This is a genomic window from Tunturibacter empetritectus (assembly GCF_040358985.1).
GTDB classification, from domain to species: Bacteria; Acidobacteriota; Terriglobia; order Terriglobales; family Acidobacteriaceae; genus Edaphobacter; species Edaphobacter empetritectus.
Genome location: NZ_CP132932.1, coordinates 3020941 through 3037831 on the forward strand (window position 1 = coordinate 3020941; position 16891 = coordinate 3037831).

Annotated in this window: 14 protein-coding genes; 4 read left to right on the forward strand and 10 right to left on the reverse strand. The window is 57.7% G+C overall.

The window, feature by feature from the left end; translation table 11 throughout:
- Positions 1-94: 94 nt before the first annotated feature.
- The 5 genes from efp to trpE all read right to left on the reverse strand — a co-directional run bounded on the left by efp (position 95) and on the right by trpE (position 5406).
- Positions 95-652 (reverse strand): elongation factor P, encoded by a 558-nt coding sequence (efp, locus tag RBB75_RS12500; RefSeq protein WP_179636988.1) that lies wholly within the window; start codon positions 650-652, stop codon positions 95-97.
- Positions 653-802: 150 nt separating this feature from the next.
- Complete coding sequence (locus RBB75_RS12505; protein ID WP_179636990.1) at positions 803-1765, reverse strand: nuclease; 963 nt, start codon at positions 1763-1765, stop codon at positions 803-805.
- 1 nt (position 1766) lies between these two features.
- Positions 1767-2366, reverse strand: coding sequence for an anthranilate synthase component II (locus tag RBB75_RS12510; protein WP_179636992.1), 600 nt, complete (start codon positions 2364-2366; stop codon positions 1767-1769).
- A 507-nt stretch (positions 2367-2873) separates the two neighbouring features.
- Positions 2874-3710 carry a signal peptidase I gene (lepB, locus tag RBB75_RS12515; protein ID WP_373563108.1) on the reverse strand — a complete coding sequence of 279 codons (837 nt, stop codon included), beginning with the start codon at positions 3708-3710 and terminating at the stop codon, positions 2874-2876.
- Positions 3711-3819: 109 nt separating this feature from the next.
- Entirely contained in the window at positions 3820-5406 is a 1587-nt protein-coding gene (gene trpE, locus RBB75_RS12520; RefSeq protein ID WP_434557134.1) for an anthranilate synthase component I, read from the reverse strand.
- 213 nt (positions 5407-5619) lie between these two features.
- On the opposite strand from trpE, the gene RBB75_RS12525 reads away from it, so the two are divergent.
- Positions 5620-6885, forward strand: coding sequence for a Glu/Leu/Phe/Val family dehydrogenase (locus RBB75_RS12525; RefSeq protein WP_353068260.1), 1266 nt, complete (start codon positions 5620-5622; stop codon positions 6883-6885).
- Positions 6886-6967: 82 nt separating this feature from the next.
- Here RBB75_RS12525 and RBB75_RS12530 read toward each other — a convergent pair whose 3' ends face one another.
- Positions 6968-9676 (reverse strand): FG-GAP-like repeat-containing protein, encoded by a 2709-nt coding sequence (locus RBB75_RS12530; protein ID WP_353068261.1) that lies wholly within the window; start codon positions 9674-9676, stop codon positions 6968-6970.
- Between the two features lie 282 nt (positions 9677-9958).
- Between RBB75_RS12530 and pgsA the strand changes: the two genes are divergently transcribed.
- Positions 9959-10666, forward strand: a complete 708-nt coding sequence (pgsA, locus tag RBB75_RS12535) for a CDP-diacylglycerol--glycerol-3-phosphate 3-phosphatidyltransferase (RefSeq protein ID WP_353070390.1) — start codon at positions 9959-9961, stop codon at positions 10664-10666.
- Positions 10667-10690: 24 nt separating this feature from the next.
- Here pgsA and RBB75_RS12540 read toward each other — a convergent pair whose 3' ends face one another.
- The gene (locus RBB75_RS12540; RefSeq protein ID WP_179637001.1) at positions 10691-11404 is read right to left on the reverse strand and encodes an energy transducer TonB; all 714 of its coding nucleotides are present in this window, start codon (positions 11402-11404) and stop codon (positions 10691-10693) included.
- A gap of 401 nt (positions 11405-11805) precedes the next feature.
- Here RBB75_RS12540 and RBB75_RS12545 point away from each other — a divergent pair, with 401 nt between their 5' ends.
- Complete coding sequence (locus tag RBB75_RS12545; protein WP_353068262.1) at positions 11806-12336, forward strand: FkbM family methyltransferase; 531 nt, start codon at positions 11806-11808, stop codon at positions 12334-12336.
- A gap of 7 nt (positions 12337-12343) precedes the next feature.
- Here RBB75_RS12545 and RBB75_RS12550 read toward each other — a convergent pair whose 3' ends face one another.
- Together RBB75_RS12550 and RBB75_RS12555 are read right to left on the reverse strand one after the other, a co-directional pair.
- Positions 12344-13867, reverse strand: coding sequence for a fumarate hydratase (locus RBB75_RS12550; protein WP_179637005.1), 1524 nt, complete (start codon positions 13865-13867; stop codon positions 12344-12346).
- A gap of 167 nt (positions 13868-14034) precedes the next feature.
- Positions 14035-14766, reverse strand: a complete 732-nt coding sequence (locus RBB75_RS12555) for an outer membrane beta-barrel protein (RefSeq protein WP_179637007.1) — start codon at positions 14764-14766, stop codon at positions 14035-14037.
- 140 nt (positions 14767-14906) lie between these two features.
- Here RBB75_RS12555 and RBB75_RS12560 point away from each other — a divergent pair, with 140 nt between their 5' ends.
- Positions 14907-15464, forward strand: coding sequence for a c-type cytochrome (locus RBB75_RS12560; RefSeq protein WP_179637009.1), 558 nt, complete (start codon positions 14907-14909; stop codon positions 15462-15464).
- Between the two features lie 73 nt (positions 15465-15537).
- Here RBB75_RS12560 and RBB75_RS12565 read toward each other — a convergent pair whose 3' ends face one another.
- The gene (locus tag RBB75_RS12565; RefSeq protein WP_179637011.1) at positions 15538-16734 is read right to left on the reverse strand and encodes a DUF481 domain-containing protein; all 1197 of its coding nucleotides are present in this window, start codon (positions 16732-16734) and stop codon (positions 15538-15540) included.
- Between the last annotated feature and the right edge of the window lie 157 nt (positions 16735-16891).

A 16891-nucleotide genomic window follows, 5' to 3' on the forward strand; every position in this document is an offset into this window, starting at 1 on the left:
CTCCAGTTTCGCAGAGCAGCTACCCCCATGCAAGGCGCAGCAGACGAAAGTAAAGGCGGAGCTGGTGACTCCGCCATCTCCAGGAATGAAGTTATTACGCCCGGCTCATATAGGCGCCTTCTGCGGTGTCCACGCGAATCTTTTCGCCTTCATTAATGAAAGCGGGCACCTGCACGACGAGCCCTGTTTCGAGCTTTGCTGGCTTGGAGACCGACGACGCTGTCGCCGACTTGATTCCCGGCTCGGTTTCCATCACGGTCATCTCGACGACTCCCGGAAGCTCGATGCCGACTGCCTTGCCATCATGAAAGCTGACACTGATCGAGAGATTCGGCAGCAGATAATCTACGGCATCGCCCAGGGTCTCGCGCTTCAACATGGTCTGCTCAAACTTGTCATCCATAAAGTAGTACTCATCGCCGTCGTTGTACAGAAACTCCATCTTCACCTCGTCCACGTAGACGCGTTCAATCGGGTCAGGCGAGCGAAAGCGTTCCGTGAACATCGCGCCAGTGCGCACATTGCGAAGCTTTGCCTGGATGAACGCGCGGAGGTTGCCGGGGGTGCGATGTTCTACCGAGAACACCAGGTGAAGATCGTCCCTGTACTTGATAATCATGCCCGGGCGCATCTGCGTTGCGGGAATCGACATAAAAGAAAACCCCTGATCTGTGCTGAATTCAGCTGTACTGAGAATTTTTGTGGAGGCATCGGCATCTCTGCCGTCAGCCCCACAACCCTATAATTGTAGCTCAGAGAGCATGTTTCCTGCTTCGTTGCGCCTATTGACGCGGGCTTCTGATCAGTCGCCAAAGATCTTGCGAAAGAACCGGCCCAGAGTGTGCGCGAAACCGTGACGAGGAGACGTTGGCGGTGGTGAATTGGGCGGGGGTGGAGTCTGCGCGGACGCCTTCGTAGTTGCTTCGCCGGTCTTTCCCTTTGGATCCGGCGAAGCAGCCGATGTCAGGCTATCCGCTCCCTCACCAGAGCTGAGGGTCGCGGCAACCTGCTCATGCAGATCTCCTGTAGGAGCCTGCGGCACCGCGACTGGAGCCAATCCGGCGCTCACGGCGGCAGGGAAGGGATGCTGTTCCGCTGTAGTCTTTGAAGCGTCACCTGGGTTCAAAAGTGCGTCGGCAACCGTCATCGCAGGTGCCGGAGCAGGCTCTGGAGGGCAGCCACACGACGAACTCTCGTGGTCAACCACCTCTTTCAAGCTGCCATGTTCGAAGAGTACATGCTGCCCGGGGTTCAGTACGTAACTTGTCTCACCAAACTGGTCTGCGATGTTTAGTACGGGCGCTTGCGTCCCACGATTTTCAACGCACGTATCGCCGTTCCTCGTCACGCGTAGCTGCAGGTCGAGCGGCCCGTCTCCCCGCATCGTAAAACGCAGGTCCGGCGTTAACACCATATCGTGCGTCGTCGCGGCCATCTGCACCTCAATCGCCCCACGATCCAGCGCAAGCATCAACGGCTGCTGGCCAGTCGCTCCTTGACCCGCCATTCCCTGACCAGCGGTCACATGCAGCCCACTGGTCGCGCACACCCGCACTGTGCCGCCTCGCTTCAACTCAATCTCAGCCGTGTGATCTCTCGCCGTGACGGTTGTATTCCCCACCAGAATCGCCTGACCGTTGCTGACCTCAAGTGCCCCCGCAACGTTGGCGTTCTGAATCCCAACCACCCCGATCGGCTGTTGCGCTCGCGCCACTCCACACCCCATCGCGAACACAACCATCAGCCGACACACCATCGCACCCACCCTACATCTTCAGAAAATTTTGAATGATCTGCTTCCCATGCACCGTCAGCACGCTCTCCGGATGAAACTGCACGCCTTCAATCGGCAACTCGCGATGCCGAAGCGCCATGATCGTGCTCACGCCCGTCTCCCCATCAGCCGTCCGCGCCGACACCTCCAGCTCCTCCGGCAGCCCCTCCTCCGACACAATCAGCGAGTGGTACCGCGTACACGTCATCGCCGACGGTATCCCCGCAAAGATCGTCTTCCCATCATGCTCCACTTCGCTCGTCTTGCCGTGCATCAGCTTCGGCGCGCGAATCACATTGCCCCCAAACGCCGCCCCAATCGCCTGATGCCCCAAGCACACCCCAAGAATCGGCACCCTCCGCCCACCCACCTCCCCGAGCGCGGCAAAGCGCTTGATCAGTTCCATCGAGATCCCCGCATCCTGCGGCGTACAAGGCCCCGGCGAGATCAAAATCCTCTCCGGCCGCAGCGCCTCAACCTCCTCCGGCGTCAGCTCATCGTTGCGCCGAATCATCATCTCGGCCCCAAGCTCACCCATATACTGCACCAGGTTGTAAGTAAACGAATCGTAGTTATCCAGAACAAAGACCATAGCAATCCTTAAATTCTACGCTCCAGACAGTGCGCTATTGTCGATGCTTAGTAGGAACTTGCCGATAACCCGACTTTCCGGGAGCCTCGGTCGTCCGGCAAAATCGAATCTATGACATCTAGTGAAGTTCAATCATTGGTACGCGAGGAAGCCAAGGTCCTTTCAGTCACAAATGCCCACAAAATCACGCTGGAGCAAGCTGTCATGCGACCCAAGAGAATCTTATTAATCTCCAGAACAGTTTCCGACGGGAGCCTAAAGGATGTGGTCCTGGATGCTTGGCTTGTCGGGCAGAGGACAGCGCAGACGGATACAAGATTGTCATGCGGGATGATGCAAAGCAGTTCGGTCTCGCCTCGGTGGGCTTTGCAGCGGATAAACATCTAGTTTTAGCCGGTTGGTATGGCAGTCTGCTGTCAGCTTTCGTGGCTATGTAGAGGCATCCTTAAAACGGGGTTGTCGGCAGCTTCATCGGCGAGATTGCCGACGACGCGACTTTGCGGGAGCCTAGCGTATCAGATGACCAGTTCTGCTCCATCGGGTCTTATTCAATATGTGCAAAGCGGTCGTGAAAAATGAGCTGGCACGAGCGCCCAAGCTGGCCCCTTGTGCGTCCATCTGGGCTGCAGTCGCTTCGAAAGACCAATAGTTGAAGAGTGGTCGCCCGAGGATATTGCCTCGTGGAACGAAGCCCCAGAAGCGCCCATCTGCGCTATGCTCGCGGTTATCGCCCATGGCAAAGAAATTCCCCGGTGGCACTACCAGATCACCGCCTTGTACATGCGAAGGTAATGCCTGGGACCAGACTTCAAAGGAGCCAGGTGGCGTGCCCCGTGTTGGAAAATCATCACGCGCAGGACTGTATTCGTCATCTGGATCGGCCGAAAATTTCGGCATTGCCGCGTAAGACTCGTTTTGAGCGACTCCGTTAAGGTAAACGACCCCATGTATAAGGTGAATGCGGTCACCAGGAACCCCAATGAGGCGTTTTACCAAGATGAGGTCAGGCGTCTCAGGATTCGGCTTGTAAAAGACGATCACGTCACCGCGCTGCGGCTCGCGATAGTGGACAAAGGGAGCCCACCCGATAGGCGGCGCGAAGGTGATTCGATCTACGAGAACGTGATCGCCGATCAGAAGCGTTTTCTCCATCGAGCCGGAAGGGATCACGAAGTTCTGGAAGACGAAGTTCATAACAAAGAGCCCCGCAACCAGAACTACACAGATAGAGGACAGCGCCTCCAATGGTGTCTCAGCTCTCTCTCTTGTGCCTGCGCTTGTATGTAGTGAGCTAGTCAGTGCTTCCTCAGTCTGCAGAGAGCCGTCCCTATTTTGTTCGCTCACGAGTTCCTCGTTCCGAAAACCAGTTTCTCATAGCCACCCAACAAACGGGGTTATCGGCAACCTTGACAATCGACTCTAGTAGTGAACGACGCGACTCAACCACATACCCCTAAACACCTCTTGCCCGCTCAATCGCCCTTACCACCGCCCGCGCCTTATTCCCACACTCTTCAAACTCCTTCTCCGGCACCGAATCCGCCACAATCCCCGCCCCCGCCTGAAAGTGTCCCTGCTCTCCATTCATATACAGCGTTCGAATCGCAATGCAAGAATCCAGATTCCCGCTGAAGTCCGCATACAGCACACTCCCCCCATAAACCCCACGCCGAGCCGGCTCCAACTCCTCAATAATCTCCATCGCCCGAATCTTCGGCGCACCGCTCAGCGTCCCGGCAGGGAAGCACGCACGAAACGCATCCAGCGCCCCCAACCCCGCCTTTAGCCTACCCTCCAGCGAACTCACCATATGCATCACGTGGCTGTACCGCTCCACAAACATCAGATCCTTCACCTTCACCGACCCAAACTCACTCACTCGCCCCACATCGTTCCGCCCCAGGTCGACCAGCATAATGTGCTCGGCCACCTCCTTCTCATCTGCGCGAAGATCCGCCTCCATCGCCCGATCCTTCACCTCATCCACACCCCGCGGCCGCGTCCCGGCAATCGGCCGATACTCCACCTCGCGCCCATGCACCCTCACCAGCAGCTCCGGCGAAGACCCTACAATATGCGCCACAGAAGATTGTGGCGGCACAGAACCGGATGCCCCACGTCTCGCTTTTGCAGACGTGGGTTTCAACCCAGCCCCAGCGGCGTCATCCAACCCAAACCGCAAAAAATACATATACGGCGAAGGATTCACAATCCGCAGCGCCCGATAAATCTCAAACGCATCCACCCCCGGCACACAATCAAATCGCTGCGACAGCACACACTGAAACACATCCCCCGAAGCGATGTATTCCTTTACCTTCTCCACCGCTTTTAGAAACTTCAGCCGAGGAGTCCGCGAAGTAATCTTCAACTTCCCCTCAGGCTTCTTCTTCCGAAGCACCGGCAGTGCCTCCGCCAGTCGCCTCTCCATCTTGTTCAGCCTTTGAACCGCCCGTTCATACGCACCCTCGCGGGCCTCACGCGTCAGGTCCGCCGTCACCATCAGGTGAATCTCCTTCTTCACATGGTCGAAGGCCAGCACCTGATCAAAGAACATCAGGCAGGCATCCGGCACCCCCAACTCATCCTTCGCCAGCGAGGGCAGCTTCTCAATCTGCCGCACGACGTCATACGCAAAGAACCCCACCGCCCCAGCCGTAAACGGAGGCAGTCCCGGCAACCGCACCGGAGTATGCCCACTCAGCGCCCGCTTCAGCTCCTCGAAGATATCCCCCTCGAACGCGCTCTCCCGTCGCCCCTCGCGAACGGTAATGTGCGTCCCCCGGGCCACCATCTTTTTATAAGGTTGAATGCCGATGAAGGTGTAACGCCCAACATGTTCGCCACCTTCGACCGATTCCAGCAGAAACGCCTCTGGCTCCTCGGAGGCAATCCGCAGAAATGCCGAGACGGGAGTCTCGAGATCTGCCGTCACCGTGCGATAAACGGGCACGAGCGAGTGTTTGCGGCTTAATTTCAGAAATTCACTAGCAGAGGGGAGGGAGTTGGAGTTGAAGGAAGGCATGGCTTCCTCCATCATAAATGCGTCTTTATGCAGGTTTTAGGTCGAATCGGCTAACCTTGACTACGGCGGTCCTCCCCCATTGGTTTCATTGCACATCGTCGTTTCGCGAGCCTATACTCCTCGAGTTTGGCCACAGACCGGTCTGGCACAAGCTGTATCCTGCTTCTTGTGAGGCAAAAGATGGCCGGAGAATCGCTGATACCAGCAACAGAACAAAGGAACGTAAAAATGCAGACCCTTACGCTCGAGCAGGAGACTAACCCCTGGGAAGCCCAGGCCGCTCGATTCGACTTCGCCGCAAAAAAACTCAATCTCGATCAAGGCATCTGGAAGGTCCTCCGCTACCCCTCCCGTGAACTCATCGTCCACATCCCTGTCGGCATGGACGACGGCTCCATTGAAGTCTTCACCGGCTATCGTGTGCAGCACTCCGTTGCCCGTGGCCCCGCCAAAGGCGGCATCCGCTACTCCCCCGACGTCTCTCTCGACGAAGTCCGCGCCCTCGCCTCCTGGATGACCTGGAAGTGCGCCGTCGTCAACATTCCCTTCGGCGGAGCCAAGGGCGGGGTCATCTGCGATCCCAAAAAGATGTCCCAGGGTGAGCTCGAACGCATGACCCGTCGCTACACCGCCGAACTCATCGAGTTCATTGGACCCGAAAAAGACGTTCCCGCGCCAGACATGGGCACCGACGAGCAGACCATGGCCTGGATCATGGACACCTACTCCATGCACATGCGGCAGACCGTCAACGCCGTCGTCACCGGCAAGCCCGTCAACCTCGGCGGCTCGCGTGGACGCAAAGAGGCCACTGGCCGCGGCGTCTCCGTCGTCTGCGATGAGGCCATCAAGCATCTCGGCATGTCCATCGACGGCTGCCGAGTCATCGTTCAGGGCTTCGGCAACGTCGGCTCGAACTCCGCGAAGCTGCTCGCACAGAAGGGTTACACCGTCATCGGGATCGCCGAGTATGACGGCGCACTTTACAACCCGAACGGCATCGACATCCACGCCCTCATCGAGCACCGCAAGCGCGCCGGCACCATCACAGGCTTTACCGAGGCCGAGGCTGTCGACAAGCACGATCTGCTTACCTACAACTGCGAGATCCTTATTCCCGCAGCAACCGAAAACGTCATCACCAGCCGCAACGCCGACCGCATCCGCTGCAAGATTCTCTGTGAAGGCGCCAATGGCCCCACGACCACCATTGCCGACGAGATCCTCGCCGACAAGCGCGTCTTCATCATTCCCGACATCCTCGCCAACGCCGGCGGCGTCACCACCAGCTACTTCGAGTGGGTGCAGGATCGCATGGGCTACTTCTGGACCGAGGCCGAGGTCAACCAGCGCCTCGACAACATCATGACCGAGAGCTTCCACGACGTCGTCACCTATGCCCAGACCCACAACGTCAACAACCGCATCGCGGCCTACATGCTGGCAATCGATCGCGTAGCCTACACCACCAAGCAGCGCGGCATCTACGCCTGACGTTCCTGCAACGGCAAAGAGAGAGGCAGCTCACAAGGCTGCCTCTTTTTGCTGTCTCTTGCTACGGCTCCGGTCTGAACAGCTACTCTTGCACTGTCACTTTCACTTCGGTGGATACGTCTTGAACAGACTGCCCTATAGCGGTTCCAATAATTCGAATCGTATAACTGCCCGGCTTGGTCCCGAGGTCGGTGCAGGCCGAGCATCCGGCCAGGGAAGCCGCTCCGCAGATTGCAAGCACCGCCGCCAGCAAGTTTCGAATCGTCCGCCGCCGCGTACCCGGCAAGAGCAGAACAACCAGCGTCGCCAGAGTCGTACTCGCAAACGGCAGACCAGCCGTCCGCGACTGGGAGTCCGCGACCTCGCAGGACCGGGGAGCCATCATGCTCACGTGCAGCGTAGTGGTTCCGCCACCTCCAGGAATCGTTGACGCAGCGAAGACACAGGTCGCCTCCGAGGGCAGATCGCTGCACGACAACTGCACCGGCTGCAGATACCCGGCCGGAGGAGTCACTGTCACCTGCAGGCTGATCGTGCCGCCAACCGTCGTCGTCGGGGATCCGGTCACCGAAATAATGAACGCATTCGTTGTCGGCGCCAGTGGCAGCACCGTCACCGTCACTGGTGCGGACGTCGATCCCTGATGCGTTGAATCGCCCGAGTACACCGCCGACAGCGTATGTCTCCCTATCGCGAATCCGGAGCCTGCACTCGCGGGGCAGCTTGCTGCCTGGGTAACCGCGATCGTGCAGATGTTCGTCGTGTCGTCGAAAAAAGAGATCGTCCCGGTCGGTGTGCTGCCATCGCTCGCGGTCACTATTGCAGACCCACTGACCGTCTGCCCAAAGTAGATCGTCGACGGCGTCGAAATCGTAAAGACCACCATGGTCGGGATGCTCGTCACCGCGTGTGTAGGGTTTGTTTTGATCGTGTTGAGCAGCACCGTGATCCCGCCGGTAACGACATCGTCGCTCGCAGGCGTTGTTGGCCCCACCGCCGAGTTCGCAATCACCGTTCCGCCGTTGGCAACAACCAGATCCGTAAATCCATCCTTGTTCACATCCCCGGCAGAGATTGAGTTGATCCCCATACCGGCAAGGAAGTGCGCTTCCGCCCCAAAGATTCGCCGTCCAAGATTTCCCTGCACGCTCACCACGTACCCGTCGCTCATCACCAGGTCCGGCCACCCATCGCCGTCTAAATCGATCGCAGCCAACTGGTAGAAGTTTCGTGAAGGCGTCATCACCACAGGCGTCGAGAAGCTTCCATCGGCGTTTCCATACCAGAGATAAATTGCGTTTGCTACGGCTGCCGTCGGGTGAGCGTGATCAGCGCTCGTGTTGTCGTACGCTGCGATCACATCCTGATTGCCATCTCCGTCGAGATCGACCGCGACTGATGCGGTCTGAACAAGTCCCACTCCCTGCGGAGCTCCCGGCAAGCCATCAACCTGCCCCCCCGCGGTCGCACTCACCGGCGCGTTCGTCGATGTCGCTGAGGAGAACGATCCGTCTCCACTCCCATGCAGCAACAGCGCCTGCGAAGCCGAAACATTTACCACCGCATCCAGATTGCCCGATCCGCTAAACTCCCCCAAAGCCCCGCTCAGCGCCGGTCGTCCTGCCGAAAACGCACGGGAACTCCCGAGTCCTCCGTCCGAACTCCCCAACAGAACTGCGATTCCCTCAGGCGAATCCACCGCCAAATCCAGCACGCCGTCGCCGTTGAAGTCCGCGGCTGCGAAGCTCGCCCGTCCCGGCCCCGCGTTGTAGATCCCCTTCAGCGTCAGACTCAAATCGCTCTGCTCAACCAGAACACTCACGCCAGCAGGAGTCGCCGTATAAAAATTGTGGCGCCCTGCGGTATCCGTCACCGCGACCAGGTGTCCCCCCAAACCTGCCGTCGCATCTGCGCTACCACTTCCGCCCTCAGGGCTGGTCGAGAAACTTCCATCGGCGTGTCCATGAAAGATCTCGATCCGTCCATCGGCGCCCTCCAACACGAGGTCGGGATGTCCATCATCGTCGACGTCATGCAGCAGCATGCTCCGCGTCGCGCTTGAGCCGGTAAAGCTCGCGAAAGGGGTCAGCAGCCCAGCGGTCGATCCAAGAAAGACATCCACCGCGCCACCGACGACAGACTGAATCAACAGATCGGTGTGACCGTCTTCATTCAGATCCGCTGTAGCCATCGGGCCAACGCCGCCCGGCAGCCGCGTTCCGACGATCCTTACCAGAACTCCGCTCTCATCGCTCGTCAGCGTAATCAACGAAGGGTTCGAGGCATCCTCCACCAACAGGTCCAGGTACGCCGTATCGTGGAGCTGCGCCCCCATCACGTAACGGAACTGAGGAGCATTCGTTCCTAGAATGGCGAAGGTCCCAAGCTCCTGCGCCGGCCTAAAGGTTCCATCGCCATTCCCCAGCGCCAGATAAGCCTTTCCGAGCCCAACCTCGCCCCAGACCCACGCAAGGTCCACATGCCCGTCGTGATTGAAGTCTGCGACCGCAATCGAAGCTCCCGCGGTAGCCAGTGTCTGGCCGGGCGCGAAGGTTCCATCCCCGTTACTCAGCAGGATATGAGTCGTTGACGAGGTCGCCGTCGCGCCATAGTCGGTGTAGATCAGGTCAGCCCGGCCATCTCCGTTCACATCGGCGGCCACAACTCCAGACGGCCAACTCCCCGTAGCAATCATCAGGGGTTGTTGAAACTGCTGCGCCGTCCCAGCCACAGCCATTAGGCTTAGCGAGCAGAAGGCTATCGTCCTCGGCAAGACACTAAGAATCGGCATATCGAAACGCTCGAACTATTTCTCTATCGGCGTTTTCGAAGGAACTTAGAGGTGCATCTGAAACTCAAGCACTTAGAACTCCATTTTGGGAGTTAAGAATAGCGGTCTCCGAGGCGTCGAAACGCCAGCGTAGGTCGCTAAAGTCCTCCGCTATCTTGTCGATAGCCGCCAAGGAGTAGCCCCGCAACCTCAGGCTGCCGTTGGCCTTTCCCACTTTCACGCGTCTTACTGTGGCAGAATGCTATTGTGTCGCGTACTCTCGATGCGCACTGTAACCTCTCGATGAACCTGCCCAACTCCATCACGATGAGCCGTATCGCATGCGTCCCTCTGCTCATCTGGATCCTCTCGGCCGCCTTCCCCTTCACCGGCGGACACGGAGCCGTGGGTCTGCGCGGCGGCGAACAGGAGATCATCGCCAGCATCGTCTTCATCCTTGCCGCCATCACCGACGGACTCGACGGTTACCTCGCCCGCCGCCGCAAACAGATCACGACAATGGGCATGTTGCTCGACCCACTCGCGGACAAGCTCATGGTCACCGCCGCCTACATCATTCTCGTGGCCTATAACCCCCGCGTGGTGCCGCCCTGGATCGCGGTCCTGGTCATCGGCCGCGAGTTCCTTGTCTCGGGTCTCCGCAGCATCGCCGCCGCCGAAGGCTTCACCATCGAAGCCAGCGAGATCGGAAAGCTCAAGACCGTCATTCAGATCGTCTCCGTCGTCGCGGCCATCCTTGCGCACCGCTGGGACTATTGGGTCTGGTTTCCAAACCTGGGCGGCGGTTACATCGTCGGCGTTCACTTCATCGCCGTCACTGCCATCTATTGGATGACCATCGTGTCGATCATCTCCGCGGTCGATTACTTCATCGGCTTCTGGAAGAAGATCGACCACGCCTCCGACAAACGCCGCAAGCGTCGCAGCTTTGTCCTCACCCGCAAGCCCAAGCCGATGCCTCCGGCAGAGCATCCGTCCCGCATCTCCTAAGTCCCGGCCCTGGGTTCAAAGCGACTACGGGTTACTCGTTACCCTGCCGGAAGACGATGGCCCCATCGTCTTATAGTCGAAGGTAACGTCTGTTTCGAAGCGAACGGGCTCCGTGCCAACCATCAGCGGCTTGAAGCTCCAACCGCGTATCGCATCGATTGAGCTAGTTCGCAACATCTCAGGCCCACTCACTATAAGAGCTTTCTCGATCGCTCCTGAACTTGAAACAACCGCTCTTACAACGACGGATCCGTTTAAATGAGCAGCCGCTGCGAGAGGGGGATAAATAGGCTGCTTTCGTGTTAGGACTATATCGGCGGCCTGGCTGGTAGTGAGCCTCCGCAGGAAATAACGCGTCGCATCCTTATTTTGCTCCAAAATAACGCCATCATTTCCGTCGCCGATCAGCTGTACAACCCAGTTACAGGAAACCCCATCTTCTGAAACTTGATAAAGAATCCGCACGCAGGCATCTGACGTTTGCGGGCAAGAAGAGGGGGCATCTTTGCCAACCGACCACGCTCCATTGGATGGCAAGGATTTGCCCGTTTTCTCTACGACGACTGTAGAGTCAAGAAGGCTTTGCTTCAGCATCGCGCGGATCGCCTGAGCGCCAACGTCCTGTAAGCCTGCTGCACCTTTCTCAGCTTGTTGTGCGCTTAAAGGGGAAGCCATACATATAAGGAATGCTACCGCCGATAAAAGAAAATGGGGAATTACCCGAAAACTAACACTCATCCAATACGCCTTTCACTTCAATCATTGCTGGAATTGGAATTCCAGTAATTCTACGCGACCATCCCTCTAAGCCGGCTATATGAACAATGGTCTCGCATCTTCTAAACAAACGGCAGATCTTCAAACGTCGCAAAATTCTTCCTTGAACGCATGTCCTAAGAACATAGACAAACCGTCATGGTGCCTCTCCTAAATACTTCCTCCGGTCTTCCGAAGCGTCTAGAATCAATGCAATGACACTTGTAGAGAAGCTTCGAAATAAAGCGCGCGCCACCGCGGACGGCCTCTTTTGCTCATCTTCTCCTGACGTTCGTCCGGTTGGCGATATAGATAGTGGAGGTTGGTATATAAACGTCAGCGAGCCACTTAGAGTCATCTACTGTGCAGGCGTCGGTCTCGATATGAGCTTCGAAGTGGCGTTGGCAAAGATGGCGGCTGAGCCAGTTCTTGTCTTCGATCCTTCTCCAACCGGCATAGCCACCGTGGAGAAGTCTGACATCACGAACATCAAGTTCTTCCCCATCGGGCTTGCAGCTCACAGCGGGTCCATCGAGTTTTCGCTGCCGAAAGACGCTGCCGAAGGGTCATATTCCGTGGTCCAGGAGGGCGTCGAAACTATCCGGTTTGACTGTTATGACCTTGGCACGATCATGAGTACAAACGACGACTCCTACATCGACCTGCTGAAGATGGATATCGAAGGATTTGAGTTCGATATCGTCCATCAGATCCTCGATCAACGCATCCCGATCCGGCAGTTATGCGTCGAATTTCACTCGTGGCTCAGGCCTGGCCAGACGTACAAGACGATAGTAAGGCTCCATCGTGCGGGCTACCGGCTCATTCATAAAAAGCGAGGCGATTACACCTTTCTCCTCGATAGATCACGTTACGCCGAACTGCAACGCAGCTACACTCAGCAACCGGCGTAGCTAAAATCTACTGCAGGATCGGAATCCCAGCGATCCTGCGCGACCACTCCTCCGGTCCTGTCGTATGCACGCTGGTGCCTTTGGTATCGACCGCGACGGTCACCGGCATATCCTGGACCTCGAACTCGTAGATCGCCTCCATCCCGAGGTCCGCGAACGCCAAGATCTTGGAGCTCTTGATCGCTTTCGAGACTAGGTAAGCGGCACCCCCAATCGCGATCAGATACACCGCCTCGAACTCGCGAATGGCATCGATCCCGGCAGGCCCGCGCTCCGCCTTGCCGATCATTCCCAGCAGGCCGGTCTCAGCCAGCATCTGCCGCGTGAACTTGTCCATGCGCGTTGCGGTCGTCGGCCCGGCAGGTCCTACGGCCTCGTCGCGCACCGCCTCCACCGGCCCAACGTAGTAGATAAAACGGTTCTTGAAGTCGACCGGAAGCTTCTCGCCCCGCGTCAGCATGTCAGTCATTCGCTTGTGTGCCGCGTCGCGCCCGGTCAGCAGTTTGCCCGAGAGCAGAAGTACCTCACCCGGTTTCCACGTCTTCACGTCCTCGTGCGTCACAGTATTCAGATCAACCCGTCGCGCCGTGTGTACGTCGTACTCCAGCTTCGGCCACGCATCCAGCTTCGGCGGATCGACCATCACCGGCCCGCTGCCATCAAGATGGAAGTGCAGATGCCGCGTCGCCGCGCAGTTCGGAATCATCGCGACCGGCAGATTAGCCGCATGCGTCGGGAAGTCCATGATCTTAACATCAAGCACAGTCGTCAATCCGCCCAGCCCCTGCGCCCCAATGCCCAGTCGATTGACCTTGTGATATAGCTCGATCCGCAGCTCTTCGATCTTCGTCTTTGCTCCCCGTGCGATCAGCTCCTGCATATCGATCGGGTCCATTAGCGACTCCTTCGCCATCACCATCGCCTTCTCCGCAGTTCCTCCGATCCCAATCCCCAGCATCCCAGGAGGGCACCACCCCGCGCCCATCCCCGGCACCGTCTTCAGCACCCAGTCCACCACCGAGTCAGAAGGATTCAGCATCGCAAACCTGCTCTTCGCCTCCGATCCTCCTCCCTTCGACGCCACCGTAACGTCAACCTCGCCGCCCTCCACCAACTCGACGACCACCATCGCCGGAGTATTGTCGCCTGTGTTTCTCCGCGTAAACGCAGGGTCTTCCAGAATGCTCGGCCGCAACACGTTATCGGCATTCCGCCATGCCTCGCGCACGCCTTCATCGACCATCTCCTGCATCGACATCATGCCGCCGATGCCGGGCTCCCAACGAACCTCCATCCCGACCTTCACGAACGCTGTCACAATTCCCGTGTCCTGGCAGATCGGCCGATGTCCCTCCGCGCACATGCGCGAGTTGATAAGAATCTGCGCCATCGCATCCTTCGCGGCGTGGCTCTGCTCCATCTCGTAGGCTCGTGCCAAGTTCGTAATGTAGTCCACCGGATGGTAGAAGCTGATGTACTGCAGCGCGTCCGCCACACTCCGGATAAAGTCGTCCTGCCTGATCGTCGCCATTACGAACTGCCTCCTACGGATCATTCCGCTGCTACCGCATTTTACTTGCGCTGCGGCATCTCTGGCCGAATGCGTCTTGTCTTCACCCACACTCGGAATCAAATCATCGCAAAGCAAAACGGGTGCAGCGAAGTCTTTTGCCGCACCCGTTCAAAATTGCCCAACGCTCACTTGATCTTTCCGAACCTGTACACCAGGCCAACGTTCACCCCGAAGTTGTTCTGGATCGTGCTCTGCGGCCCATGCGTCAGATCCAGCGGATCCAGCCGGAAGAATGTACCCACGTAGGTTGGCGAGACCCTGAACGCGATGTTCGGATAGAAGTTGTAATCGAAGTTGGCGCCCAGAGCAAAGGCCGGCTTGGTCGCATCCTGCCACACCCCAATGTCCTTCGACTGAAAGCCCTTGGCGCCGCCGTCGAACTTGCCCAGCGCTGCTCCGCCCTCGCCCGTCACCGTCACCGCAACCTTCTCCTTCGCATACACCCTGTACGCCACTCCGCCCAGGAACGGATACTCCGAGATCTGCGGATTGAAGGGCAGGGTCACGGGCGAACCAAGGTTGTTCCCGATCTTCGCATTCCCATACGCCCCGCGAACTTCACCGATGATTCCCAGCTTCGGATTCAGGAAGTACGTTCCCGACCCCCAGAACGTCACTTCATTGCTCTTCTGCAGCGAAGATCCGGCTTTGAACCGCATGTACCCTCCACCACCCGCAACTTCATACCGGTGGTCGTAGGTCTCTGCCGTCGTCCTCGCAATGCGAGCCTTGCGGTTTGCGCTCGACTCTCGCCGCGTCCTGCGCGTCACTTGCGCCTGTGCTGCAACTCCGCTGGCCATCAGCCCCACCAGCAACAATCCTGCTACCTTCTTTACACTCGAACGAAAACCGAACATCAACGATTACTCCTGCACAAGCTTGGCTTTGCTATTGTGGAACTCAAGATCCGCTGGCTGGAACCCCAACTGCGGCCATCCCTTATTAGAACATCCGCCGCCCCTCAAAGCGGCCTTCACCCTAAAGGAGTTTGCTCAAGATGGCGAAAAAAGGCAGCAGCAACGGAGGTTTTGGCAAAGTCGTTCTCGGTTTTCTGATCGGTATCGTCGCCGTTGCCTTGGGACTCTTCGCTTACCTCAAGTTCGGACCGCTGCCCGTCGCGGTGGCTGACGCACCCCTGCCGTTCGAAAAACAGATCGTCAAGGTTCCCCTCAACGCCCGCATCGAACGCGAGTCCAAGACCCCTCCCTTCGGCACCAGCGAGGATGTCTTCGAGTCCGGAGCACACGTCTATCGGACGGAGTGTGCGAGCTGTCACGGCACTCCCGGTCGAGATGTGCCCTTTGCTAAATCCATGTTTCCCTCAGCTCCCCAGCTCTGGAAGAAGCACTCGAATAGCGAAGTAGTCGGCGTCAGCGACGATGAGGCCGGTGAGACCTACTGGAAGGTCGCCAACGGCATCCGCCTCTCCGGTATGCCCTCCTATAAGCATGTCCTCTCCGATACCCAGATGTGGCAGGTTAGCCTGCTTCTAAAGAACGCCGACAAGGAGCTCCCCGGCCCCGTCACCCAGATCCTTGACGCGCCAGCGCCATAAGCAGTCCTCGAAGAATTAAAAAGGAACGGCCTCGACGCAGCAGCTACGTCGAGGCCGTGATCGTGAACGATGGCTACTTCAGCGAGTAGGTAACGCCAGTCACAAACTGGAAGCTATTGTCTTTATAGCCAAACGCCGGATTGCTCAGATAGTTATCCTGCAGGCTGAGACTGACGCTTAGCCGTTTGTAGGTAGGCATCTGCAAACCAGCTTCGAAGATCGCTGAGTAGATGCTCGGATCGTTCCACGACGGAATAAACGTTCCGCTCTCCGTGAAGAGGATCTTCCTCGGCAGGACGCGATGATACAGCTCAGTAAAGCTTGATCCGATCAGATCTGTACTCACACTCGGCGGCACAAAGTTTTGCCTCTCATAGTGCAAATCTGCCTTGACGTCGAACTCCTGAACTGGCGTTTTAAACACGGTGTAGCCGATACCAGCACCATAGATCTGCTGCAGGTTCAGGCCTTGCGCATAGTTATGGTCGTAGGACAAGCCAACCAGACCAAAGAGTCGAGGCGTGAGGTACTTGTCGTGCTCTGCGTCCGCATGAAAGATATTCGTCTTCGCCACCGAATCAGGGGTAGGAGGCGTGGTCTGGGGAATCACGGGTTGGGTCAACTTGCCATAAGTCTCGAGCAGGTTGATCGTGTCACGCGTCCGGGCCGGCAAAAACTCGACTGAAGGGACCAGGCGTATCAGGTTGACTGCCGCAGTGAATGTCCGCCCAATCTGTGTGGATTCGATCAGCGTCACTCCGCCGGACACTCCCCCGGTCCAATCTTGGAAGATGCCCGGATTGCCAGTCACCTCTTTGGAGTAGGTCGCTCCATCGATCAGGACTGCAAGATCCTTCACCGGCACCGTATCCACCACGCGCGAGGAGGACTCATCCGCCAAGGTGATGACGCTGTCCTGATACGTGATCCCTGCGGGCGTCTTCGAGGTACGCGTCACCTTTTCGCCGTTCTTGAGGGCCACGAACTTACCCCCGGTGTGCAGCTCTTTGATCTTGTCCGCCGTAACCGTAATCTCGCCGACCACATCGCTCTTGAAGACAAAAGAGTCGCCTGTCGCCCGCTCAAGGGTTCCCGTCAGCTGATCGCCATTGGTAAATACGATTACGTCAGGTGCCGGTTTTGCCGGTGCACTCTGGGCCCATACCATCGCTGTCTGCTGAAACACGACGCCTGTAATCAGGCTCAAGGCAAACAGGCTGTACCACTTACCGCGCCATTTGCCGGGATTCAATTGGTAGTTTGAGCTCATCCCTTAAAAATAGCGTAGCGTAGACGCAAGTCGAGACAGCCATGAGGTAAATGTGCTACCCGTTGTTCGTGTCATTGGAAAAGTATTGCGTCTGGTAGGCATCTCCAGCCCTGAAGATCTGCTCCGAGGCCGATAAGTCCATCGGATCCTCCGTCCT